21 protein-coding genes are annotated in these 22,399 nt (G+C 56.7%); 14 read left to right on the top strand and 7 right to left on the bottom strand.

The genetic code is table 11. From position 1 onward, the window contains the following. Positions 1–220 precede the first annotated feature (220 nt). From QZ305_RS07040 to QZ305_RS07020, 5 genes are all read left to right on the top strand, one after another. Positions 221–1,168, top strand: coding sequence for an ABC transporter substrate-binding protein (locus QZ305_RS07040; RefSeq protein ID WP_294731013.1), 948 nt, complete (start codon positions 221–223; stop codon positions 1,166–1,168). A gap of 2 nt (positions 1,169–1,170) precedes the next feature. Further along, positions 1,171–2,169 carry an iron ABC transporter permease gene (locus QZ305_RS07035; RefSeq protein ID WP_294731012.1) on the top strand — a complete coding sequence of 333 codons (999 nt, stop codon included), beginning with the start codon at positions 1,171–1,173 and terminating at the stop codon, positions 2,167–2,169. Next, positions 2,162–3,151 carry an iron ABC transporter permease gene (locus QZ305_RS07030; protein WP_294731011.1) on the top strand — a complete coding sequence of 330 codons (990 nt, stop codon included), beginning with the start codon at positions 2,162–2,164 and terminating at the stop codon, positions 3,149–3,151. Before QZ305_RS07035 ends, QZ305_RS07030 begins: the two co-directional genes overlap by 8 nt. 30 nt (positions 3,152–3,181) lie before the next feature. After that, positions 3,182–4,018 (top strand): ABC transporter ATP-binding protein, encoded by an 837-nt coding sequence (locus tag QZ305_RS07025; RefSeq protein WP_294731010.1) that lies wholly within the window; start codon positions 3,182–3,184, stop codon positions 4,016–4,018. 374 nt (positions 4,019–4,392) lie between these two features. Beyond that, on the top strand, positions 4,393–6,198 hold the full coding sequence (locus tag QZ305_RS07020; protein ID WP_294731009.1) for an AAA family ATPase: 1,806 nt from the start codon (positions 4,393–4,395) through the stop codon (positions 6,196–6,198). Positions 6,199–6,676: 478 nt separating this feature from the next. Here the strand turns inward: QZ305_RS07020 and QZ305_RS07015 are convergent, their stop codons facing one another. Continuing rightward, positions 6,677–6,859, bottom strand: coding sequence for a hypothetical protein (locus QZ305_RS07015; RefSeq protein ID WP_294731008.1), 183 nt, complete (start codon positions 6,857–6,859; stop codon positions 6,677–6,679). Positions 6,860–7,272: 413 nt separating this feature from the next. Here QZ305_RS07015 and QZ305_RS07010 point away from each other — a divergent pair, with 413 nt between their 5' ends. The 8 genes from QZ305_RS07010 (at position 7,273) to pyrE (ending at position 17,318) form a co-directional block, all read left to right on the top strand. Further along, on the top strand, positions 7,273–8,214 hold the full coding sequence (locus tag QZ305_RS07010; protein ID WP_294731007.1) for an aspartate carbamoyltransferase catalytic subunit: 942 nt from the start codon (positions 7,273–7,275) through the stop codon (positions 8,212–8,214). A gap of 19 nt (positions 8,215–8,233) precedes the next feature. Beyond that, on the top strand, positions 8,234–9,532 hold the full coding sequence (locus tag QZ305_RS07005) for a dihydroorotase (RefSeq protein ID WP_294731006.1): 1,299 nt from the start codon (positions 8,234–8,236) through the stop codon (positions 9,530–9,532). Further along, positions 9,533–10,615: a glutamine-hydrolyzing carbamoyl-phosphate synthase small subunit gene (carA, locus tag QZ305_RS07000; RefSeq protein WP_294731027.1), complete on the top strand. Its 1,083-nt coding sequence runs from the start codon at positions 9,533–9,535 to the stop codon at positions 10,613–10,615. It abuts the gene before it with no gap. Next, positions 10,608–13,817 (top strand): carbamoyl-phosphate synthase large subunit, encoded by a 3,210-nt coding sequence (carB, locus tag QZ305_RS06995; protein WP_294731005.1) that lies wholly within the window; start codon positions 10,608–10,610, stop codon positions 13,815–13,817. The genes carA and carB overlap by 8 nt, the downstream gene beginning before the upstream one ends. Before the next feature lie 442 nt (positions 13,818–14,259). After that, positions 14,260–15,042, top strand: coding sequence for a dihydroorotate dehydrogenase electron transfer subunit (locus tag QZ305_RS06990; RefSeq protein ID WP_294731004.1), 783 nt, complete (start codon positions 14,260–14,262; stop codon positions 15,040–15,042). An 8-nt stretch (positions 15,043–15,050) separates the two neighbouring features. Beyond that, entirely contained in the window at positions 15,051–15,962 is a 912-nt protein-coding gene (locus QZ305_RS06985) for a dihydroorotate dehydrogenase (protein ID WP_294731026.1), read from the top strand. Beyond that, on the top strand, positions 15,959–16,666 hold the full coding sequence (gene pyrF, locus QZ305_RS06980) for an orotidine-5'-phosphate decarboxylase (protein ID WP_294731003.1): 708 nt from the start codon (positions 15,959–15,961) through the stop codon (positions 16,664–16,666). The genes QZ305_RS06985 and pyrF overlap by 4 nt, the downstream gene beginning before the upstream one ends. Beyond that, positions 16,653–17,318, top strand: coding sequence for an orotate phosphoribosyltransferase (pyrE, locus tag QZ305_RS06975; protein WP_294731002.1), 666 nt, complete (start codon positions 16,653–16,655; stop codon positions 17,316–17,318). The genes pyrF and pyrE overlap by 14 nt, the downstream gene beginning before the upstream one ends. 209 nt (positions 17,319–17,527) lie before the next feature. Here pyrE and QZ305_RS06970 read toward each other — a convergent pair whose 3' ends face one another. The 5 genes from QZ305_RS06970 to QZ305_RS06950 form a co-directional block, all read right to left on the bottom strand. Then, a complete protein-coding gene (locus QZ305_RS06970) occupies positions 17,528–18,115 on the bottom strand; it encodes a hypothetical protein (protein ID WP_294731001.1) in 588 nt (195 codons plus the stop codon). A gap of 153 nt (positions 18,116–18,268) precedes the next feature. Beyond that, a complete protein-coding gene (locus QZ305_RS06965) occupies positions 18,269–18,493 on the bottom strand; it encodes a hypothetical protein (RefSeq protein ID WP_294731000.1) in 225 nt (74 codons plus the stop codon). Positions 18,494–18,538: 45 nt separating this feature from the next. Next, complete coding sequence (locus tag QZ305_RS06960) at positions 18,539–18,766, bottom strand: hypothetical protein (RefSeq protein ID WP_294730999.1); 228 nt, start codon at positions 18,764–18,766, stop codon at positions 18,539–18,541. Next, on the bottom strand, positions 18,723–19,073 hold the full coding sequence (locus QZ305_RS06955) for a lipoprotein (RefSeq protein ID WP_294730998.1): 351 nt from the start codon (positions 19,071–19,073) through the stop codon (positions 18,723–18,725). Before QZ305_RS06955 ends, QZ305_RS06960 begins: the two co-directional genes overlap by 44 nt. A gap of 176 nt (positions 19,074–19,249) precedes the next feature. Next, positions 19,250–19,720 carry a zinc ribbon domain-containing protein gene (locus QZ305_RS06950; protein WP_294730997.1) on the bottom strand — a complete coding sequence of 157 codons (471 nt, stop codon included), beginning with the start codon at positions 19,718–19,720 and terminating at the stop codon, positions 19,250–19,252. A gap of 383 nt (positions 19,721–20,103) precedes the next feature. On the opposite strand from QZ305_RS06950, the gene QZ305_RS06945 reads away from it, so the two are divergent. Then, complete coding sequence (locus QZ305_RS06945; protein WP_294731025.1) at positions 20,104–21,492, top strand: NAD(P)/FAD-dependent oxidoreductase; 1,389 nt, start codon at positions 20,104–20,106, stop codon at positions 21,490–21,492. 199 nt (positions 21,493–21,691) lie between these two features. Here the strand turns inward: QZ305_RS06945 and QZ305_RS06940 are convergent. Further along, positions 21,692–22,399 (bottom strand): transposase (locus tag QZ305_RS06940; protein ID WP_294730996.1); only part of this gene is annotated, 708 nt, incomplete at its 5' end.

Raw genomic sequence — 22,399 nt, 5'->3', positions numbered from 1 at the left:
CCTTTTCCATTGCCGGCCCCGGCCTTCATCGGCATTCCATATATATTCATATATATTAAGGTAAGGAATTCACCGAAAGCCTCCCATGCAGAGTGTCACAAACGGATTTCCCGGCAGAATCGTGTATAACCACATTGACTGAACAAAGGGAAGACCCTATAATCTCATCGTTGTTAGTTAAAGCTAACCGGAGGACAGACACTGAAAAGGAGGATTGCACATGAAGATATGGAAATGGTTCCGGAATGCAGCGGTTCTGATGATCACAGCCTGCCTGCTGACTGCCTGCGCGGCGCCGGCGCAAACCGGGGATACGGCGGATGATTCCGGGATGCGGACGGTGGAAACGGACAAAGGCCCGGTTCAGATTCCGAAGGATCCGAAGAAAATCGTCTCGGATTACTACCTGGGTGAGTTTCTGGCGGTGGATGTGAAGCCGGTGATTGCTTCGCCATACGCCCTGGACAACCCGTTTCTGGCGGGAATGACAGAGGGGATCAAACCGATGAACATCACCAGTGCGGAGACGAATCTGGAAATGATTGCCGAGGCGCAGCCGGATCTGATCGTGACGATCACCGAGGCAGACTATGAGAAGTACTCGAAGATTGCCCCGACGGTGTATATCCAGGATGGCAAGAGGACGGACGAAGAACTGTTCCGGTATATCGCGGATCTGGTGAACAAATCCGATGAAGCGGATGCCTATATTGCGGAGTTCAACAAAAAAGCGGAAGAGGCAAAGCCCATGGTGCAGCAGGTCGTGGGAGACAAAACGGTGTCCATTGTGGAGATATGGCCGCAGGAGATCTATTCCATGGGGTCTCACTTTGCCAGAGGCGGGTCCATTCTGTATGACATGTGGGATCTGAAGGCGCCCGAGGCTGTGCAGAAGGATATGGTGGACGGAGACGAAACCTATCAGGTGGTGTCTCTGGAGGCGCTGCCGGACTATACCGGTGACTTCATTTTCTACGGGGTGCTGAATGGGACAGATCCCAGTTTTGTGGAGGGCTCGAAGATCTGGCAGAATCTGGATGCGGTGAAGGAAGGCCGCACGATGTCTTATGAACAGGTGGGCTGGATGCACCGGGATCCGATCACGCTGAATGCCCAGCTGCAGTCCTTCATCGACTTTTTCCAGGGAATCAGGGACCGTCAGGAATGAAAATGGGCAGGATCAGGCCCGGAGTGTTCATGGCGGCGGGGATCGCAGGGGTGGTGGCCGCTGCGGTCTTTTCCGTTGTGCTGGGCAGCACGGATATCCCGCTGGAGTCCGTGGTGCAGGCGCTGACGAATCCGGACATGGCCAGTCATGAACAGCTGGCGGTGCTGGAGCTGCGGCTGCCGCGGATGTACGGGGATATTCTGGTGGGAGCCGGTCTGGCGGCCAGCGGGGCGATTCTCCAGGGCGTGACCCGGAACCCGCTGGCGGATCCCGGTCTGCTGGGGATCAATGCCGGGGGCAGCTTTGCCCTGGCGCTGTGCATGGCATTTCTGTCCAATATCACCTTTGGCGTGACGGTGCTGTTTTCGTTCATTGGCGCGGCGGCAGCGGGTCTGGTGGTGTACGGGCTGCTGCGGGCCGGGGGACGGAAAGCCGATCCCGTGCGGCTGGTGCTGGCTGGAAGTGCGGTGTCGATTTTGCTGAGTTCCCTGTCCCAGGGCATTGCGATTTTCTTCGGGATCGGGCAGGATCTCACGTTCTGGACGGCGGGTGGCACTGCCGCGATTCGCATGGAGCAGATCCGGATCTGTGCCCCGGTGATGATCCTGGGGCTGGTGGCAGCGGTGTGGTTGTCGAAGAAAGTCAGTGTGCTGTCCCTGGGGGAGGAGGCGGCAGCGGGTCTGGGTGTGAATGTGGAAAAAGCCCAGCTGCAGTGTTTGCTGACGGTGATGGTGCTGGCAGGAACAGCGGTGGCTCTGGCGGGTCCGATTGCTTTTGCGGGACTGCTGGTGCCGTATTTTGTGCGCTTTCTTGCGGGATCGGATTATGGCACGGTGATTCCCGGTTCCATGATTGCAGGGGCGCTGTTCATGCTGCTGGCGGATCTGCTGGCCCGGACAATCAATGCTCCGGCGGAGACGCCGGTGGGGCTGATTTTTGCGGTGCTGGGTGTGCCGCTGTTTATCTGGATTGCCAGGAAGGGAGGTGCCGGGGGTGCGTAAATCATTGATCCTTTTCCTGGTGCTGCTGGCACTGCTGGGGCTTGGCCTGTTTCTGGATGTGAACGCGGGATATTCTCAGATTCCGCTGCGGGATATTCTGGAGATTCTTGGCGGGGGCGGAGTCCAGGCGCAGCGGTATACACTGCTGGAACTGCGGCTGCCCCGGGTGATCACGAGCATGCTGGCGGGAATGGCCCTGGCGTTGTCCGGAGCCCTGCTGCAGGGGATCACCCACAATGACATGGCAGATCCCGGGATCCTGGGCCTGAATGCCGGCAGCGGACTGGCGATTGCCCTGGTGATTCTGGGGGCTGGCGGGCTGTTTGCTTCCTATGGTCTCATGCTGCCGGCGGCGGCTCTGTTCGGGGCACTGGCAACGGGCTGGATCACGACGCGGCTGTCCATGGCGGGGCAGCGGGTGAAGCCCGGACGGCTGCTGCTGATTGGTGTGGCTGTGTCCATGGCGCTGAATGCATTGTCCACGATGGTGATGCTGCGGCTGCCGGATTCCCAGTATGCCTTTGTGCAGAACTGGATCGCGGGATCGCTCTGGGGGGCGGACTGGCAGAATGCCGGATTGCTGGCGCTGGGGATCCTGGTGTTTGGCGGCTATGCGGTTTTCTGTTCCTGGACGCTGAATGTGCTGGGGCTGGGAGAAGAAGCGGCCCGGGGACTGGGTGTGGATGTGCAGCGGGTCTACCGCCGGTTTCTGATTGCTGCCTGTGCGCTGTCGGCTCTGGCCTGCGCCGCAGGAGGGGGTCTGGCGTTTGTGGGACTGATCTGTCCTCATCTGGCAAGACGCCTGGCGGGCTGGAATCACCGTCGGATGCTGCCGGCAGCCTGTCTGCTGGGCGGGGTGCTGCTGGTGTATGCAGACATCATTTCCCGGACTCTGCTGCTGCCGGCGGAGATTCCCGTGGGAATTGTGTCGGCGGTGATCGGCGCACCGTATTTCCTGTATCTGCTGGTGAAGAAACGGTGAATCATGATGAGGAAACAAGGAGGAGCGGATATGGCAGATAAGGGCAGATTTGCGCTGGAGGCTGAAAGACTGAAGGTGGGATACGAGGGAAAAACGGTGATCCCGGGGATGGATGTGCGGATTCCGGAAGGAAAAATCACGGCGATCATTGGTCCCAATGGCTGTGGCAAATCCACGCTTCTCAAAGCCCTGGGCCGGGTGATTCCTCACGAACAGGGAACGGTTCTGCTGCAGGGCAGGAACATGGCGGGTCTGAAGGCGGATGAAATTGCCAGGGAGATGGCGCTGCTGCCCCAGGGGCCCCAGGCGCCTGCGGGGCTGCGGGTACAGGAGCTGGTGAGCTATGGCCGGTATCCCTGGCTGAAGGGATTTGGCCGGATGACGGAACAGGACCGCCGGCTGGTGCAGGAGGCCATGGAGCAGACCGGAACATGGGCACTGCGGGACAGAGCGGTGGATGAATTGTCCGGCGGTCAGCGGCAGCGGGTGTGGATCGCCATGTGTCTGGCGCAGAATACACCGCTGATTCTGCTGGATGAGCCCACGACGTATCTGGATATGGCGCATCAGCTGGAGGTTCTGGAGCTGCTGGCGAAACTGAACCGGGAAGAGGGAAAGACCATTGCCCTGGTGATTCATGACCTGAATCTGGCGGCGCGGTTTGCCCACTGGCTGATTGCAATGCGGGACGGGCACATTCTGCAGGAGGGCAGTGCCCGGGATGTGATGACGCCAAAGATGCTGAAAGAGGTGTTCTCTCTGGATGCGCTGATCGAGCCGGATCCCTGGACGGGACGGCCGACGATGATCACGTACAGCCAGTCAGCCAGCAGAATGACAGCAGAGGCTGATCATTCTGCCCGCTGACTGGGGTGATGCTGCAGTGCAGAAGTCCCGGGATGAAGAGATTCATTTGCCATGTGCCGGATTGCTCTGATCTGCAGGCTGTATGTGAAGACTCTCAGCGTGTTGCCTGGACAGCCTTCGGCCAGCTCGATGTCTGGGCAAATGCCAGGCGTCGAACCCGCTGCAAAAAACTGATCCGGATGCTGGTTAAACGAAATTTCCAGTATTGTTCATAGTCAGCCAGTTCCATGACCAACCTGAGGTTGGTCATGGAACTGGCTGATTCAGTGGAGTATCGCTGCTGTTCAGACCTTCTCTTATACCCTTTTTTATTCAAAGGGTATAAGAGGGTATAATACAAAAAGAGAGACTGCATTGCAGCAGGAGGCCATCGCATGACTGAAGCAGAAGAACTGAAAGCCAGGATCAGCCAGCTTCCCCGGGGGAGCCTGTCCACCAAGAAAGTGTGCGGCAGGATCTATCACTATCACCGGATCAGCGAGAATGGCAAACGGCGGGAGCAGTACGTACCGGAAACTGAAGTTCCTGCTTTGGAAGAAGGAATCCGGGAGCGAAGAAGACTGGAGAAGCAGCTACGCGGGCTGACGGTCCGGGAAAGCGGGAAACAGAGTCCGGATGAATGGCGCTGTACAGTTCTTTCCGGGTCCGCACTGATTCCTTTTGCGGCTCCGGTGGCAGGCTGGAAGAAACGGACGTGTTTCACTGCTCTGCAGGAATTCGTTTCGGGGGCGCCGCAGGACAAAGTGCTGATACTGTGTGGACTGCGAAGGACGGGAAAAACCACTTTGCTGCGTCAGCTGATTGCCGCCATGAATGAAAAAGAAAGAGACAGGACCGCCTATGTGCAGCTGTCTGTCCGGCAGACGCTGGCAGATCTGAATCAGGATCTGAAGCGCATGCAGCGGCTGGGAATAGACACAGTTCTGATTGATGAAGTGACACTGCTTTCGGATTTTATAGATGGTTCTGCTCTGCTTCCGGATATATTTGCAGCCAGTGGCATGCATATTGTGCTGTCAGGTACAAACTCCCTGTCCTTCATGCTCGCAAAATCCGGTCAGCTGTATGACCGCTGCCGGATGATCCATACCACCTGGATTCCATTCGGCGAGTTTGCCAGGGTACTGGGAATCAGGGACGTGGACACGTATATACGGTATGGGGGAACCATGACGATGTCAGGCACCCATTATAATCCGCAGAATTCTGCTTTCCGCTCTCTTCGCACAGTGGATGAATATGTCAATACCGCCATTGCAGACAACATTCAGCATTCTCTTTCCTGCTGGCAGGATGGGACTCATTTCCGGAATCTCCAGGATCTCCACGAACAGGGGGAACTGACCGGGGCCGTGAACCGGATCATAGAAGACGTCAATCACCGATTCACGATAGAAGTCCTGACCAGGACATTCCGCTCTCATGATCTGGCGGTATCTGCCCGCAATCTGAGGCAGGACCGCACACATCCGGACGATATTCTGGACCACATTGATGAAAGAGCTGTGACAGACCGGCTGAAGGAGTGGCTGAAAATTGCAGAAGAAGAGGAGATGACTGTGGGAATCGAACAGGTGCATGTTCAGGAAATTCATGAATACCTGGAGGTGCTGGATCTGATCCGGGAAGTGGAAGTCCGCTCCATCCCGCAGTCTTCCCGGAAACGGTATCGAACGCTCATTACGCAGCCAGGACTCAGATATGCGCAGGCTTCGGCTTTGATACAGGCTTTGTCTGAAGATCCCATCATAGACGCTCTTGACCTCCATGACCGGGAATCTCTGAAAGAGCGCATCCTCAGCGAGATTCAGGGACGGATGCTGGAAGACATTGTTCTTCTGGATACGATGGCCCGCTGGCCGGAGAAAGAAGTGTTCGTGCTTCAGTTTGCACTGGGAGAATTTGACATGGTCATTTTCGATCCGGAAAAACTCCAGTGTGAAGTGTTTGAAATCAAGCACAGCAAAATCCATGTCAGAAATCAGGCCAGACATCTGACAGACCCGGAGAACTGCCGAAAAACGGAATTCAGATTCGGTCCCATCACCCGAAGAACGGTCCTCTACCGGGGTGAGACTTGTGAAGAAGACGGAATCCTGTATCAGAATGTGGAAGAATATCTGACTCAGCCGGTCACCCAGCGGAATGAACAGCCGGCGGCTGGACATTCTGCCCGCTGACCGGGGCATGCTGCAGCGTGACGGACAAATCCGGGTCTGACAAAACTGAAAAATGGAATCCGCCATAGCTGACAGATTCCGGTGAGATCTCTGGTTTGCAGGCTGTAAGCGAAACATCTCAGCGTGTTGCCTGAACAACCTGCGGTTGTTCGGGTAACTGGCTGAGATCTAACGATCATCCGAAGCACGGTCGGTGCTGCTACACTGATCGTGCTTTTTTACAGCCAGCAGGATGGACAGACAAAGCTGTTCATCCTGCACGCTGCAAAAGCAAACAGTGCGTCTACAAGAGTTGAAAGAGAGTATTCCACGAACAGCAGTAAAAAGGACCTGCCATGACTGGCAGGTCCCAGGCTAGGCCTCTGATTCGAAGAATCCTGCGGCCTGGTCTGTCTCTTGCAAGATATCAGTAAACCGATATAATGAAGATACAGACAGCGGTCATCAACCGATGTGCTGCTTAAGAAGTTATGATGATCTAACGATCATCCGAAGCACGGTCGGTGCGGCTACACTGATCGTGCTTTTTCGTTTCCCGGATGATCGAGATCTGAATCGTTATAGCGGTTCGACCGGCTCCAAGGATCCGGTTATGCTGCCAGAGAAAATCTGCGATGACACAGAGATTGGCCAGCAGCTGAACAATCGTATAAAAATCCATGCATCCTCCTTCCCAGTCTGCATTCACGGACCGATCGGAAAGGATTCCTCGAATCAGGAAGAAACAGGCACATCAGCGTATTGATGACTGCGGTTAAATTATAACAAAATCAGATAGACCATAACAGACAAGTTCTGCGAATTATCCAAATATGTGCAATTCATCTTATTGTAATGAATGAGTTTCATGAAAAAATACAATTTCTGGAAAAATATAGGATATCGGCACAAACGAAAAGACTCAGCGTGTTCCCTGAACAGTCTGCGGCTGCTCAGGCAACTGGCTGAAATCACCTGAACTGCATCCCGTACAAAAATCAAGTCTTGCAACCGGAAATCTTTCTCTATACAATAATCCGGATAAAGAAGCATACAGATTCACGCCTGTAATCCAGAGAAGCAGAGAGGTACAAGATGAACAAACTTTCACTGTTGTCTGTGCGGGACCTGTCCGTACACGAAATCCTGCAAATCCTCCAGGAGGCAAGAATTTTTAATAGTTCCCAAAAAGATTGGCATTTGCCAGCCGTCAACGCGCTGGTGGCTAATCTTTTTTTTGAGCCTTCCACCCGGACCCACTTCTCCTTCGAAAGCGCCGAATTTCAGCTGGGGTGCAAAGTCTCGGACTTTTCCGCCTCCAGCTCCAGCGTCACCAAGGGAGAATCCCTGTATGACACAGCCCGGACCTTCGAAGCCATCGGCTACAAAGTGCTGGTGATCCGCCATCCGGACGACCGGTACTACGAACGGCTCCGGGATATCTCCATTCCCATTCTCAACGCCGGAGACGGAGCCGGGGATCACCCCACCCAGTGTTTGCTGGATCTGTACACCATGTGGGAGGAATTCGGCTCTTTTGAGGGCCTCAAAGTGGTGATCTGCGGAGACATTCAGCACTCCCGGGTCGCTGCCAGCAACAAAGAAGCTCTGGACCGGCTGGGGGCGGATGTCCGTTTCGCCGGACCGGAGCAGTGGCGCCGCCCCGGGTATCCGGTGATGGATTTCGACCAGGCAGTGGAATGGGCGGATGTGGTCATGATGCTGCGGATCCAGAAGGAACGCGGTGCCATGGCCGACATGCCCAACCGGGAATATCTCACCCGGTACGGTCTGACCATGGAACGGGCTGCCCGGATGAAACCCGGTGCCATCATCATGCATCCGGCACCGGTGAACCGGGATGTGGAAATTGACTCCCGCCTGGTGGAAGCGCCCCAGAGCCGCATTTTCCGGCAGATGTCCAACGGTGTCCTGATCCGGAAAGCGGTCCTGAAACGGGCCTTCGGCTATCCGCCGTTCAAGGAGAGCGAAACCGGCTGCGACGGGCACAAGGCTGCCCGGGAGCAGAAGAAATGACAGGAAAGAAGGGGAAAGAATGACACGAAAGCGACTGATAAAAAACGCGTCGGTGATATCGGAAGGCAGACGCATCCAGACCGATGTCCTCTTTGACGACACTATCCTGGCTGTGGGGCAGGATCTGCCCGCGGACAAAGACACCATCGTCACAGATGCACAGGGGCTGACTCTGATCCCCGGTCTGGTGGATGTGCACGTTCATCTGCGGGAACCGGGACGCGAAGCCAAGGAAACCATAGCCACCGGCACCGCAGCCGCGGCTCATGGCGGCTTCACCACCATTTTCGCCATGCCCAATGTGCTGCCTTTTCCCAGCAAGCCGGAAACCGCCGGCCCATACCAGGAGCTGCTGGAAGAAAAGGGTCTGGTGCGGGTGCTGCCCTACGGCACGATCACTCTCGATGAAGCCGGAAAAACACCCACAGATTACAAAGCCATGAAGGAACTGGGCATCCGGTGGTTCTCGGATGACGGCGTGGGGGTCGCCAGCAAAGAGGTCATGCGCCGGGCACTGGAACAGGCCCGGAAAGCGGATGTTCTCTTTGCCTGCCACACGGAAGACATGGCCTACCGCCGGCCCGGCGCCTCGGTTCACGATTCCCCGGCTGTCACATCCAGGGGCTGGCTGGGCATCCCTTCCGCCTGCGAAAGCGCCCAGCTGATCCGGGATCTGGACCTGCTGAAGGAAACCGGCGGGCACTATCACACCTGTCATGTCAGCGCGAAAGAAAGCGTGGAAGCGCTGCGGCAGGCCAAAGCTGCCGGACTGGATGCCACCGGAGAGGTCACAGCGCATCATCTGCTGCTGGAGGACCGGGATGTCCGGGGCCCGATGTGGAAAATGAACCCGCCGCTGCGCGCTCACGAAGACCGCATGGCGCTGATCGAAGGTCTGGAATCCGGCGCGCTGGACTTCATTGCCAGCGACCATGCGCCGCACACGGAAGAAGAGAAATGCCAGCCCATGGACAAGGCGCCCTTTGGCATCGTGTCTCTGGAAACGGCCTTTCCGCTTCTGTACACAGAGTTTGTCGCCAGCGGCCGCTGGAGTCTGGAGCAGCTGGTGAACTGGATGAGCACCGCCCCTGCCGGACGCTTCGGCCTGGAAGGCACCGGGGACATCCGGCCGGGATACCGGGCGGATCTGGTGCTCATTGACGAAGCGCGCCCGGGCGTCATCGACAAACGGACATTTCTATCCAGGGGAAGCAACACCCCTTTTGATACATGGCCCACAGCCTGCACGATCCTGGAAACGGTTTCCCGGGGACGCACGGTGTGGAAGGATACAGGGACAGAGAAGAAAGGAAGCTGAATCATGGAACGACTGCTGATTCTGGAGGACGGAAGCGTATACCGCGGCCAGGCTTTCGGTTCGGATGAACTCCGGACGGGGGAACTGGTGTTCAACACCTCAATGACGGGATACCAGGAGATCCTCACGGACAACTCCTACTGCGGACAGATTGTCATGATGACATACCCTTTGATTGGAAACTACGGCATCAACCGGGATGACTATGAGTCCATTGAACCGGCGGTGTTCGGGTTCGTGGTGCGGGATCTGTGCGAGGCGCCGAGTAACTGGCGGAGTCAGGAAACACTGGATTCTTTCCTGAAATCCCACAGCATTCCGGGGATTTACGGCGTGGATACCCGGGCGATCACCCGGAAACTGCGCAACAGCGGCACGATGCGTGCGATGCTGGCAAAGCCGGATACGGATATCGAACAGGCGGTGGCGCAGCTTCAGAACACGCCCTGGCTGCATGATCAGGTGGCGCGGGTGTCGTCGGGGAAGATCTTTCCGATTCCCAACCGGGGGCACAAAGTGGTGCTGATGGATTTCGGGGCGAAGCTGGGAATCGTCCGGGAGCTCTCCCGCCGGGGCTGCGATCTGATCGTGGTGCCCTGGGACACGGATGCCCAGACGATTCTGAGCTACCACCCCGATGGGGTGATGCTGTCCAATGGCCCGGGGGATCCGGAAGATGTGCCACAGGCCATTGAGACGATACGGCAGCTGATGGGCAAAACGGTGATTTTCGGGATCTGTCTGGGCCACCAGCTGATTTCCCTGGCGTCGGGAGCGAAGACCTACAAGCTGAAGTTCGGTCACCGGGGGGGCAATCATCCGGTGGTGGATCTGGAGACCGGCAGGGTGGATATCACGTCCCAGAACCACGGGTTCGCGGTGGATATCGACTCTCTGGCGGATACGGATCTGGAGCTGACGCACCGGGCGCTGAACGACGGGTCCTGCGAAGGGGTCCGGCACAAAAACCTGCCGGTGTTCTCGGTGCAGTTTCACCCGGAGGCAAGTGCCGGTCCGGAGGATACGGCGTATCTGTTTGACAAGTTTGTGGCCATGATGGACAAGGAGGGACGGCATGCCTAAACGCAAGGATATCAGGAAGATCCTGGTGATCGGTTCCGGACCGATCGTGATTGGTCAGGCGGCGGAATTCGACTATGCGGGTTCCCAGGCCTGCACTTCGCTGCGGGAAGAAGGGTACGAGGTGGTGCTCATCAACTCGAATCCCGCGACAATCATGACAGATTCCTCCATTGCGGACCGGGTCTACATCGAGCCGCTGTCCCTGGAGTTTGCCAAGCGGGTGATCTGCAAGGAACGCCCGGATGCGATCCTGGGGTCCCTGGGCGGCCAGACCGGTCTGAATCTGGTGGTGGAGCTGGCACAGGACGGCATCCTGGAGGACTACGGGGTGGAGATCCTGGGCACGGACCTGCAGGCAATCAACCGGGCGGAGGACCGGGAGCTGTTCCGGGATCTGATGCAGGAAATAGGAGAGCCGGTGCCGGAGAGCATGATCGTGCACACGGTGCAGGAAGCGGTGGATTTCTGCGCGGGTCTGGGCTATCCGGTGGTGGTCCGTCCGGCGTACACGCTGGGCGGCACCGGGGGCGGGTTTGCCCACAATGAAGAGGAGCTGCGGCGGATCACCGAGGCAGGTCTGAAGATTTCTCCGGTGCACCAGTGTCTGATCGAGCGCTCCATTGCGGGGTACAAGGAGATCGAGTACGAAGTGATGCGTGATGCCAACGACAATGCGATCGTGGTCTGCAACATGGAAAACGTGGATCCGGTGGGCATTCACACCGGTGACTCGATTGTGGTGGCGCCGGTGCAGACACTGACGGATCAGGAAAACCAGATGCTGCGCAGCGCCAGTCTGAAAATCATCCGGGCGCTGAAGATCTGCGGCGGCTGCAACGTGCAGCTGGCGCTGGACCCGGCAAGTTTCAAATACTACGTCATCGAGGTCAATCCCCGGGTATCCCGGTCCTCTGCCCTGGCCTCCAAAGCCACGGGCTATCCCATTGCGAAGATCTCCGCGAAGCTGGCCGTGGGCCTGACGCTGGATGAGATCCTGAACCCGGTGACCGGCACAAGCTATGCCTGCTTTGAACCGGCGCTGGATTACGTAGTGACGAAATTCCCCCGGTTCCCCTTCGACAAGTTCCCTGGGGCGGACCGGCAGCTGGGCACCCAGATGAAAGCCACCGGCGAGGTGATGTCCATTGGCCGGAGCTTCGAGGAGTCCTTCCTGAAAGCGGTCCGGTCTCTGGAGACCAAAACCGATCATCTGGAGCAGAAGGACATGATGGATATGTCCCAGGGCGAGCTGCTGTCCCGGATCCACGAGCGGGATGACGAGCGGATCTTCGCCATTGCCCAGTATCTCCGAAACGGCGGGGATCCCCGGCGGATTGAAGCCGAGACCCACATGGATCCGTTCTTCATCGACCACCTGCTGGTGATCCTGGACCTGGAGAAACAGGCGCAGGTTCCCGGTGCGAAGGACGACGCCGAACTGCTGCGCAGACTGAAGCGCAACGGTTTCTCCGATGCCTGGATCGCCCGGTGCTGGGGCATGAGCGAAGAGGAACTCAGCGCCCGGCGCAGGGAGCTGGGAATCGTGCCGGTGTTCAAGATGGTGGACACCTGCGCCGGGGAATTCACCTCGGAAACGCCGTACTTCTATTCCAGCTACGAACAGGAAAACGAAAGCGAAGTCTCGGACCGCCGCAAGATCGTGGTGCTGGGCTCCGGCCCCATCCGGATCGGCCAGGGTGTGGAATTCGACTATGCCACGGTGCACTGCGTGGAAACCCTGCGGCAGGAAGGCTATGAGGCAATCATCATCAACAACAACCCGGAGACAGTCTCCACGGATTTCTCGATCTCCGACAAGCTGTACTTCGAGCCGCTGACCACCGAGGATGTGATGACGGTGGTGGATCTGGAACAGCCGGAGGGTGTGATCGTGCAGTTCGGCGGGCAGACCGCGATCAACCTGGCGGATTCTCTGGTGCGCCGCGGGGTGAAGATCCTGGGCACGAGTCTGGAGGACATCGACCGGGCGGAAGACCGGCATGAGTTTGAAGCCATGCTGCACAAGCTGGACATTCCCCAGCCCCAGGGGGAAACCGCGGTGACGGTGGAAGAAGCCCTGGAGATCGCCGGACGGATCGGCTATCCGGTCCTCGTGCGCCCCAGTTATGTGCTGGGCGGCCGCGCGATGGAAATCGTCCACAATGACGACGACCTGCGCAAGTACATGGCCACGGCGGTGAAGGAAATCAGCCACGATGCCCCGATCCTGGTGGACAAATACGTTGTGGGCAAAGAGCTGGAGATCGATGCGGTGGCCGACGGGGAAAATGTCTACATCCCCGGTGTCATGGAGCACATCGAACGCGCCGGTGTGCACTCCGGTGACTCCATCTCGGTGTACCCCGCTCAGACGATCTCCCAGGAGGTCAAGGACACGATCATCGACTATGCGATCCGGATCGGCAAGGGGTTCCGTTTCAAGGGACTGTACAACATTCAGTTCATTGTGGACCGCCAGAACAAGGTGTATGTGCTGGAGGTCAATCCCCGGAGCAGCCGGACAGTACCGTTCATTTCCAAGGTCACTGGCGTGCCGATGTCGGCCATGGCGACCCGGGCGATTCTGGGCCAGAGCATTCCGGAGCAGGGATATGTGCCCGGGTATCATCCGGAAGACAAAGAGCGTGTGTTTGTGAAGGCGCCGGTGTTCTCTTTCGCGAAACTGCGCAGTGTGGATACGGTGCTGGGTCCGGAGATGAAGTCCACGGGCGAGGCGCTGGGATCGGATACGAGTCTGGAAAAGGCGCTGTACAAGGCGCTGGTGGCCAGCGGCGTGCGGATTCCAACGCACGGGGCTGTGCTGATCACTGTGGCGGATGGCGACAAGGAAGAGGCGCTGAAGCTGGCCAGACGGTTCTCCGATATCGGATATGGTCTGTATGCCACGAAGGGCACGGCGAAGCTGCTGCGGGAAGCGGGGCTGTTTGTGCATGAGGCGGACAAGGTGGAGGAAGGCGACACGAACAATGTGCTGGATATCATCCGCACGGGCCAGGTCAACTTCGTGATCAACACGCTGTCTGCCAACAACCAGGCCAGCAATGACGGCTTCCTGATCCGGCGTGTATCTGCCGAGAACAACATTTCCTGCATGACGAGTCTGGATACGGCCAATGCCCTGGCGGGTGTGCTGGAGAGTCTGTCCTTCTCGATGATTTCGATGAACGAAATGGGCAGGTAAGCCCTCGTCCGGGCGGGAAACTGCAAGGCAGTTTCTCCGCCGGGACCAGGGCTTTGCCGGGTGATGCTGTCATTGCCGGAATGGAGTCGGAAAGCGGGGAGTGATTGTTCCGTCCCGAACGCCGGTTGCGGTTGATGATGCAGCTGGGAGAAGTGATTTCTCCGCCGGGACCAGGACTTTGCCGGGTGATGGTGGCAGCGCTGGTATTGTGATGCCAGACGAATACGGACCCGGTCTGCGGGTTTGTCGGCGCAGTTGATAAACCTGTAGACGGGGGAGTGATTGTTCCGTCCCGAACGCCGCGCTGATGTGAGTGGGCTGGTTGTGCCAGTCTGCAATATGACAGCTTCGTTCTGCCCTGGTCCGGAGAAGTCCGGGTTATTCCGGCGCTTCTCCGGACGAGGAGCAGACGGGGAATAATGAAAGACAAGTATGGTTGAATATGAAGGATGAGAAAGCGAGGGTCCTGTCCAATGTCCCGATTGCCCGGGATGTGTGGAAGCTGGATCTGGAAACAGATATGGCCTGTGAGCCGGGGCAGTTTGTGGAAGTGAAGTGCGGCGGACTGTTTCTGCGGCGGCCGATTTCGGTGTGCGAAGCCCGGAATGGTGTGCTGACACTGATATACAAAGTCGTGGGCAGGGGAACGGACTGGATGTCCGGTCTTGAACAGGGACAGAAGGTGGATGTGTTCGGACCTTTGGGAACGGGGTTTCCGACCAGCCGGGCAGACAGTTCCCGGGGAATTTCTGCCCAGCCCGTCGGAAATGAAGAACAGCAGCCTGAATCGGTGCTGCTGATTGGCGGCGGTGTGGGTGTGCCCCCGCTGGTCATGACTGCCCGGAAACTCCAGGAGCAGGGAATCCGGGTGCAGGCGGTGCTGGGGTTCAACTCGGCAGTGGATGTCTTTGGTCTGGATCTGTTCGCCGGGCTGGGAATTGAACCGGTGATTGCCACCATGGATGGAACCGTCGGCACGAAGGGAACGGTGCTGGATGCCATTGATGCAGCCGGCCTGGATGCAGATGTGGTGATGAGCTGCGGTCCGCTGCCAATGCTGCGGGCTGTGTGTACCCGGTATGAAAACGGCTATGTATCTCTGGAAAGCCGCATGGCCTGCGGCCTGGGTGCCTGCATGGGCTGTGTGGTGAAAACGCCGGATGGCTCGCAGCTGCGGGTGTGCAAGGATGGTCCGGTGTTCCGGATCGGTGAGGTGGTGCTGTGATGAACGCAATGGATCTTTCGGTGAAGCTGCCGGGTCTGGATCTGAAGAATCCGGTGATTCCTGCATCCGGCTGCTTCGGCTATGGCCGGGAATATGCACAGCTGTATGATCTGTCGCTGCTGGGTGGCATTGCCATCAAGTCGGTCTCCGCAGCGCCCCGGGCGGGCAATCCCACGCCCCGGGTGGCAGACACCCCCATGGGGATGCTCAATGCCATCGGCTTGCAGAACAAAGGCGTGGACTATGTGATGGAGCACGAACTGCCGTTTCTGGCTCAGTACGACACGAAGGTTTTGTGCAATGTGGCAGGCAGCACGGAAGAAGACTACGTGAAGGTCATTGAGGCGCTGAACGATGATCCCCGGGTGCACGCGTTCGAACTGAACATCTCCTGTCCGAATGTGAAACATGGTGGCATGGGACTGGGAACGGATCCGGAACTGGCAGCGCACATCACGCAGATGTGCAAAGCCGTCAGCCGGAAACCGGTGTATGTGAAGCTGTCCCCCAATGTGACGGATATCGTCGCGATTGCCAGAGCGGTGGAAGCTGCCGGAGCGGATGGTCTGGTGATGATCAACACCCTGCTAGGCATGCAGATGGATCTGAAAAGCGGAAAGCCGCTGCTGGCCAACAAAACCGGCGGCCTGTCCGGTCCGGCTGTGAAGCCGGTGGGCATCCGGTGTGTGTATCAGTGCGCCAGGGCTGTGAACATTCCCATCATCGGCTGCGGGGGAATCACCTGTGCCGAAGATGTACTGGAGTACCTGCTGGCGGGTGCGGCGGCGGTGGAAGTGGGCTGCGCCAATTTCACAGATCCCTGGGTGTGTCCGAAGATCATCGAAGAGCTGCCCGGCGTGCTGCAAAAATACGGATATGACAGCCTGGAGGCTGTGCGGGAAAGGAGCCGACAGATATGAGCAGAACCATTGTGGCGCTGGACTTTTCTTCAAGAGACGAAGCGCTGGATTTTCTGAAACAGTTTGATTCGCCGGTGACGGTGAAGGTGGGCATGGAGTTGACCTATGCAGCGGGTCTGGACATCGTGGATGAGATCAAGGCCATGGGACATGATGTATTTCTGGATCTGAAACTCCACGACATTCCCAACACGGTGAAAGGCGGCATGAAGAATCTGGCCCGGCGCGGTGCGGATATCGTGAATGTTCATGCAGCCGGGGGCAAAGCCATGATGGCGGCGGCGATTGACGGTCTGGAAGAGGGCACGCCGCATGGAAAGCAGCGCCCGCTGTGCATTGCAGTGACGCAGCTGACCAGTACCTCAAAGGAAGCCATGAATGAAGAACAGGGCATTCCCGGCGAGGTGATGGACAGCGTGATCCGGTATGCGAAAAATGCGAAGGACGCCGGACTGGACGGTGTGGTATGCAGTGTGCATGAAGCCCGGGCGATTCATGAAGCCTGCGGTCCCGGGTTTCTGACAGTGACTCCGGGCATCCGGCTGGCTGATGACAGCAAAGATGATCAGAAGCGGGTGGCAACACCGGCGCTGGCTCGGGAAGAAGGCTGCGATTACATCGTGGTGGGCCGCTCCATTACCAGGGCGGATGAGCCGAAGGCGGTATTCACACAGATTGAGGAGACACTGAATGGAACAGTATAAGCAGGAATTCATCGACTTCATGAAGGACAGCGACGTGCTGAAATTCGGGGATTTCACGCTGAAATCCGGTCGGAAGTCACCGTTTTTCATGAACGCCGGCGGGTATGTGACCGGTGCGCAGCTCAAACGGCTGGGGGAAGCCTATGCGAAGGCGATCCATGATGTCTATGGACTGGAGTTTGATGTCCTGTTCGGGCCGGCTTACAAGGGGATCCCCATTGCGGTGGCCACGGCGATTGCCTTTGAGGAACTTTACGGCAAGCAGGTGCGCTACTGCTCTGACCGGAAGGAAGACAAGGACCATGGTGCGGACAAAGGCGGGTTCCTGGGAACAAAACTGCAGGATGGTGACCGGGTGGTGATGATTGAAGATGTGACCACTTCGGGAAAATCCATGGAGGAAACCGTACCCAAGGTGCGGCAGGCTGCGGATACGAAAATCGTGGGACTGATGGTGTCCCTGGACCGGCATGAACGGGGCAAAGGAACGCAGACAGCGCTGAAGGAAATCAGCGAACTCTACGGTTTTCCGGCTCATGCGATTGTTTCCATGCCGGAAGTCGTGGAGTATCTGTCAGGCAAAGGCGAGCTGTCGCCGGAGCAGCTGGCACAGATCGATGCCTATTACAGCCAGTACGGACCGAAAGAATAAACCGGGAACGAAAACAGAGAAAAGAAGGAGGATCTGCCGGAAACGGGGATCCTCCTTTTTGAAGACAGGTCTGTTTTGGACGGGGCGCAGGACTCTTGCCCAACTGGAACGCACCAGGGCAGGTCTTCCGGCTGTACCGGAAGAAGTCTGGTCATCTGTGGTCAGCGTGGGAAAAGAAAAGCGCCGGGCAGGCGCAGTGTTGCGGAAATTCAGTTCTCCACCGGCTCTTGGTCGCAGGCGGTGACCCCCTGCATGGCGGCAGCGGTTTTGAAAACTGAGAACACGGTGTCTTGTGAAAACTCCGGATGGAAGTGCTGAAGCTCTTTCAGATCCCGGCAGATATAGGTCAGCGTGATGTCATTGTCTTCCCATCCCACTTTCAGCATGGACGGATCAATGCCGTCAGCCCTCGCCTGGTTGTCCTTGACTGTCTCCAGATAGTGCTTTGCATCTTCCTCGTCTGCATTCTGGAAATCAAAGTCACAGGGCAAGTACTCAATCAGTTCCACTTTGGTGAACGGAGCCTCTTCAGAGGAACCATATATGCGGATGTCTTCCCTGGTGGCATCTGTTCCCGTCAGGCTGCAGGCATGGAGGAGTTTGTCGGTGCTCTGTGAATTCCCACTGCCGGATGCGGTTTTACCGGATGCGGTTTTACCGGATGCGGTTGTATGGTCAGCTGACTGGCTGCTGTCCTGTGCAGAACTGGACTGGCCGTTTTCGGACACAGAGCCAGATGTGGAAGCACATCCTGCAAGAAGCAGCACGCACAGCAGCAAGGAGAAATAACGGTTCATGGACACCTCCTGAACGTGATGCCGGCGGCATGCACATGCACAGCTGCCGGCCTCTGCATCCATTATTCCATGCTGCCCCGGATAAGCTGCACCGGAAACATTCCCCGGGGGCAATTGGCGGATGCGCTCAGGCACCGGAACGGGTTTTTCCCATCATACGCCCAGCAGCGCGTTCCCATACGCGGTTCTGGCCTCCTCGAATGTCTGCTTCTGCCCGTCATCGAGCAGATCGGTGTTGTATTTCCATTTCTCAATCAGATCATCGATTTCCTGCGTGCTGTCCATGAGATTCAGAGCTGCCTCGGGATCCATGGTGCCGTCCATGTAGGATCTCATGTCGGCGGCATGGGCTGAAATCCATTCGTGGATGGTGTTCATGTCTTTGTCGAAGTCACTGATGTCCGCTTCCGGCCGCTTTACAGGCTATCCATCACAGGTGGCAGTACCTTGCATGCCGGAGAAGGTCTCATAGATATGGGAAACCGTATCATCCATATATTGTGAGTGAACAGACTGCAGCTCTTCCAGATTGCTGCAGGTATACACCAGCTTGACATAGCCTTTCTCCCAGGTCACATCAAGAATGGAAGGATCTGTATCATCCTGTTCAACAAGCGCTTCCTTGACGTCTTTCCAGGTACGCCTGTACATCTTCCTCATTTTCATGTGCAAAGTCAATTTTTGAAGGTACGTACTGAATGAACTCCACTTTTGTGAAGGGCTCCTCTTCGGAAGGACCAAATATGCGGATGTCTTCTCTGGAATCCTCATCGCCATTCCATGTGCAGGCGTGCAGGGGTTTATCGGTTTCCTGTTCCGGCTGTCTGCTTCCCTGCTCAGGGGAATTGGTGCCGTATACAGACTCGAATTCACCTTCGCCGGCATCGGCAGTCGGAGCGGATGACGAACAGCCTGCAAGGAGCAGGACAGACAACAGAGCGGGCAGTGATCGTTTCATGGATACCTCCTAAGGTGCCGGATGCTGCAAAATACGGGCAGTCTGGCAGGCTATGGAATTATTCCATAACTCAGGTTAATTGTTCCAGTCATTCGATTCAGACAAGTTGAATAATCCACATTCTGACTGGCGCAGGGACGCAGGAAGGCAGAACTGGCAGGTTCTGTGGAACGCAGTTATTCTGCCTGACTGGATGCCATTTCCTCTTTTTCCTTCCAGTAGGGCAGCTGGAGCAGATGGTTCCGGTAAAAGCTGCGGCATTCATCGGCACTGAGCCCTTCCTGCGGCATGTGGGTCACCAGGAAATCCAGCATCTGGTCCAGGTCTGTGTAGGCGAATTCTCCCTGATCCATGCACCACTTGCAGTATCGGGGATCCAGGTTGCCACCTTTGTCGTGGCCCATGATGCCGGTTTCCAGGGGCATGCCGCAGCATTCGCAGTACCGGATCTCCGGTGATTCCAGCAGTGCATCCACGGAAACGCCGAAGATCATGGACAAAGACACCAGAATATCCGGCCCGGGCGTGGTTTCTCCGTTTTCCCAGCGGGATACCGCCTGTCTTGTCACGTGGACTTTTTCCGCCAGATGAGCCTGGGTCATGCAGGCAGATTCCCGAAGCGATTTGAGTATGTTTCCTGTGCTCATAAGTAATTGTCTCCTTTTGTTTCTGTTCTCCATCAGTATCCGCGAAACACTGCACAGTCTCAAGCAACTGTCTGTTGCCACAGGATGACCGGCTGCTTTCGCCGGCAGATGTCTCTGACAGTATGTCGGGTAAACCTGACGTGCCCGACAGGCAGTTCAACCGCTGCGTGCCGGGCTGGTCAGGGTGTTTCATGGAGGCGGATTTTGCCACAGCGGCGAAAAGATGGTTGACTGGGTATGACCGCTCCCGTAAAATCATGAAGGTTTGCGGTTCCGGCGTCTGTCAGCAGGCGAAATGCAGACAGAACCGGGGCGCAGAAACGGTGGGAAAAAACAAGTCGGGCGCAGGGAGCCTGCAGGGAGAACAGAAAATGGAAAAGGAAATGATTTACGACGTACTGATCATCGGCGCCGGTCCAGGCGGTATTTTCTCTGCACTGGAACTCACGGAAAACCGGAATGACCTCCGCATCGCGGTTCTGGAAAAAGGCAATTCCCTGACCCGGCGGCATTGTCCCATTGATGGCAAAACCATCAAGTCCTGCATCGGGTGCCGATCCTGTTCGATCATGAACGGCTTTGGCGGAGCCGGGGCATTTTCCGATGGAAAATACAACATCACCAATGAATTCGGTGGCACGCTCTATGAATATGTGGGAGAGAAGGAAGCCATCGAACTGATGGAATATGTGGATGAAATCAACTGCCGGATGGGTGGCGCTTCCGCCAGACTCTATGCCAATGACGATCCGGTGATTTACCGGAAGTGCCTGCAGAACGGGCTGCATCTGCTGAAAGCCAGTGTACGGCATCTGGGTACGGATCTGAATTACGTGGTGCTGGAAAACCTCTATGCGCTGCTGAAGGACCGGGTGGATTTCTTCTTCAACACCGCCGCAGCCAGTGTCCGCCGGGAGGATGGACTCTATGTGGTGACCACGGAAAGCGGTGAGGTGTTCCGGGGACGCCGGTGCATTCTGTCCACGGGACGAAGCGGCAGCAAGTGGATGGAGTCTGTCTGCGGCAGTCTCAACATCCCCACTCAGAGCAGCCGGATCGACATCGGGGTGCGGGTGGAGGTTCCCTATGAAACCTTCAGTGAAATGACGGATGCGCTGTATGAATCCAAGATCGTCTACCGCTCCGCCAAATACCAGGATCGGATCCGGACGTTCTGCATGAATCCCCATGGGGTGGTGGTGAACGAAAACACCAACGGGATCGTGACAGTGAACGGCCACTCCTACGAGGATCCGGCGCTGTACACAGACAACACGAATTTCGCGCTGCTGGTGTCCAATCACTTTACCGAGCCGTTCCATGAATCCAATCAGTACGGTGAATCCATCGCCCGGCTGTCCAACATGCTGGGCGGCGGTGTAATCGTCCAGCGGTTCGGGGATCTGATCCGGGGGCAGCGGTCCACAAAGGACCGCATTGACAGCGGATTTGTCAGGCCCACGCTGCAGGCCACGCCCGGGGACCTGTCCCTGGTGATTCCCAAGCGGCAGCTGGATGACATCATTGAGATGATTTACGCTCTGGACAAAGTCTGCCCTTCCATCGCCAGCGACGACACCCTGCTGTATGGCGTGGAAGTGAAGTTCTACAACATGGAAGTGGAAGTGAACAGCGCTCTGGAAACCTGCTGTGCGGGACTGTATGTCATTGGAGACTGCTCCGGTGTCACCCACTCGCTGTCCCATGCCTCCGCCTCCGGTGTGCATGTGGCCCGGGCGATTCTGAAGCAGCTGGAAGAGAATCCGGCTTGAGAAAACCGGCACATACAGGCTTATACTGGTAGGCACAGGCAAAAACGCCTGGAACCTGACTCCGTTTGCAAGTCAGCCGTTCCAGGCGTTTTAATTTGAAAACAACCTAGATGTCGAAGCACACCACTGCCAGAGCCTCCAGAAATTTACTTCATTAAAAGGCATAGTGCCCCCTTTCCACCAAAATCACACAGAAAATTCAGGCTGCGATATATTCTCCTGTGATCAGATCATAAGTATTTCCTTCTTCATCACTGATTTCTGAATCCTCAAACCCCTGGGCTATTGTTTTGAGAATCTGATGATCTGTCATGCCCATCGCCTTCAGCGTATTGACTGTCTTATTCAGAATTCTGGTTTCCTTTTGAACCGAAAGTCCCCACGGTACAAAACAGTCATCACAGTCTTTTGGGTGCCATTCCTTCATGTTCAAAAACATGTGGAAAATGGACACGATCATTTTTCTGCCGATCGCAACAATGGCTCTCTTCTTTCCCAGACGCAGACTCAGGACCTCAAATTTACAGCGGTAATATGGATTCTTTGATCTCACAGCCGCCCACGCAGCCTCTATCAGAACAGGCTTCAGATATTTGCCACCCTTTGTGATATGACGTGAATGGATCTTTCCGGCTGACTCATCACTTCCAGGTGCCAAACCCGCCCATTTCGCAGCACGCGAAGCCTTCCCGAACTGATCCATCTCTGTTCCAAACTCAGCTACTAGTTTCCGGGCACTTATTTTGCTGATTCCAGGGATCGTCATCAATAAGCGGATATATTCCTGATGATCCTCGCAGGCCTCCGTGATGAGTTGATCCGGTTTTTCTATCTCCTTCGTCAGGTTATTTATACTTGATAGGCTACGAAGCTCAGTAAAGCTAAGCTGCAACCAGTTGTTTCTGGA

Source organism: uncultured Faecalibaculum sp. (assembly GCF_910588395.1).
In the GTDB taxonomy this organism is placed as follows: Bacteria; Bacillota_I; Bacilli_A; order Erysipelotrichales; family Erysipelotrichaceae; genus Faecalibaculum.
Note: the sequence above shows the minus strand (reverse complement) of the source record. Positions and strands in the feature narration are given on the sequence as shown.

What these genes read in the sequence shown, in the direction of transcription:
- QZ305_RS07040 (WP_294731013.1), top strand. Translation starts at nt 221, where the DNA reads ATGAAGATATGGAAATGGTTCCGGAATGCAGCGGTTCTGATGATCACA.
- QZ305_RS07035 (WP_294731012.1), top strand. Translation starts at nt 1,171, where the DNA reads ATGGGCAGGATCAGGCCCGGAGTGTTCATGGCGGCGGGGATCGCAGGG.
- QZ305_RS07025 (WP_294731010.1), top strand. Translation starts at nt 3,182, where the DNA reads ATGGCAGATAAGGGCAGATTTGCGCTGGAGGCTGAAAGACTGAAGGTG.
- QZ305_RS07020 (WP_294731009.1), top strand. Translation starts at nt 4,393, where the DNA reads ATGACTGAAGCAGAAGAACTGAAAGCCAGGATCAGCCAGCTTCCCCGG.
- QZ305_RS07015 (WP_294731008.1), bottom strand. Translation starts at nt 6,859, where the DNA reads ATGGATTTTTATACGATTGTTCAGCTGCTGGCCAATCTCTGTGTCATC.
- QZ305_RS07010 (WP_294731007.1), top strand. Translation starts at nt 7,273, where the DNA reads ATGAACAAACTTTCACTGTTGTCTGTGCGGGACCTGTCCGTACACGAA.
- QZ305_RS07005 (WP_294731006.1), top strand. Translation starts at nt 8,234, where the DNA reads ATGACACGAAAGCGACTGATAAAAAACGCGTCGGTGATATCGGAAGGC.
- carB (WP_294731005.1), top strand. Translation starts at nt 10,608, where the DNA reads ATGCCTAAACGCAAGGATATCAGGAAGATCCTGGTGATCGGTTCCGGA.
- QZ305_RS06990 (WP_294731004.1), top strand. Translation starts at nt 14,260, where the DNA reads ATGAAGGATGAGAAAGCGAGGGTCCTGTCCAATGTCCCGATTGCCCGG.
- QZ305_RS06985 (WP_294731026.1), top strand. Translation starts at nt 15,051, where the DNA reads ATGGATCTTTCGGTGAAGCTGCCGGGTCTGGATCTGAAGAATCCGGTG.
- pyrF (WP_294731003.1), top strand. Translation starts at nt 15,959, where the DNA reads ATGAGCAGAACCATTGTGGCGCTGGACTTTTCTTCAAGAGACGAAGCG.
- pyrE (WP_294731002.1), top strand. Translation starts at nt 16,653, where the DNA reads ATGGAACAGTATAAGCAGGAATTCATCGACTTCATGAAGGACAGCGAC.
- QZ305_RS06970 (WP_294731001.1), bottom strand. Translation starts at nt 18,115, where the DNA reads ATGAACCGTTATTTCTCCTTGCTGCTGTGCGTGCTGCTTCTTGCAGGA.
- QZ305_RS06965 (WP_294731000.1), bottom strand. Translation starts at nt 18,493, where the DNA reads ATGAACACCATCCACGAATGGATTTCAGCCCATGCCGCCGACATGAGA.
- QZ305_RS06960 (WP_294730999.1), bottom strand. Translation starts at nt 18,766, where the DNA reads ATGTACAGGCGTACCTGGAAAGACGTCAAGGAAGCGCTTGTTGAACAG.
- QZ305_RS06955 (WP_294730998.1), bottom strand. Translation starts at nt 19,073, where the DNA reads ATGAAACGATCACTGCCCGCTCTGTTGTCTGTCCTGCTCCTTGCAGGC.
- QZ305_RS06950 (WP_294730997.1), bottom strand. Translation starts at nt 19,720, where the DNA reads ATGAGCACAGGAAACATACTCAAATCGCTTCGGGAATCTGCCTGCATG.
- QZ305_RS06945 (WP_294731025.1), top strand. Translation starts at nt 20,104, where the DNA reads ATGATTTACGACGTACTGATCATCGGCGCCGGTCCAGGCGGTATTTTC.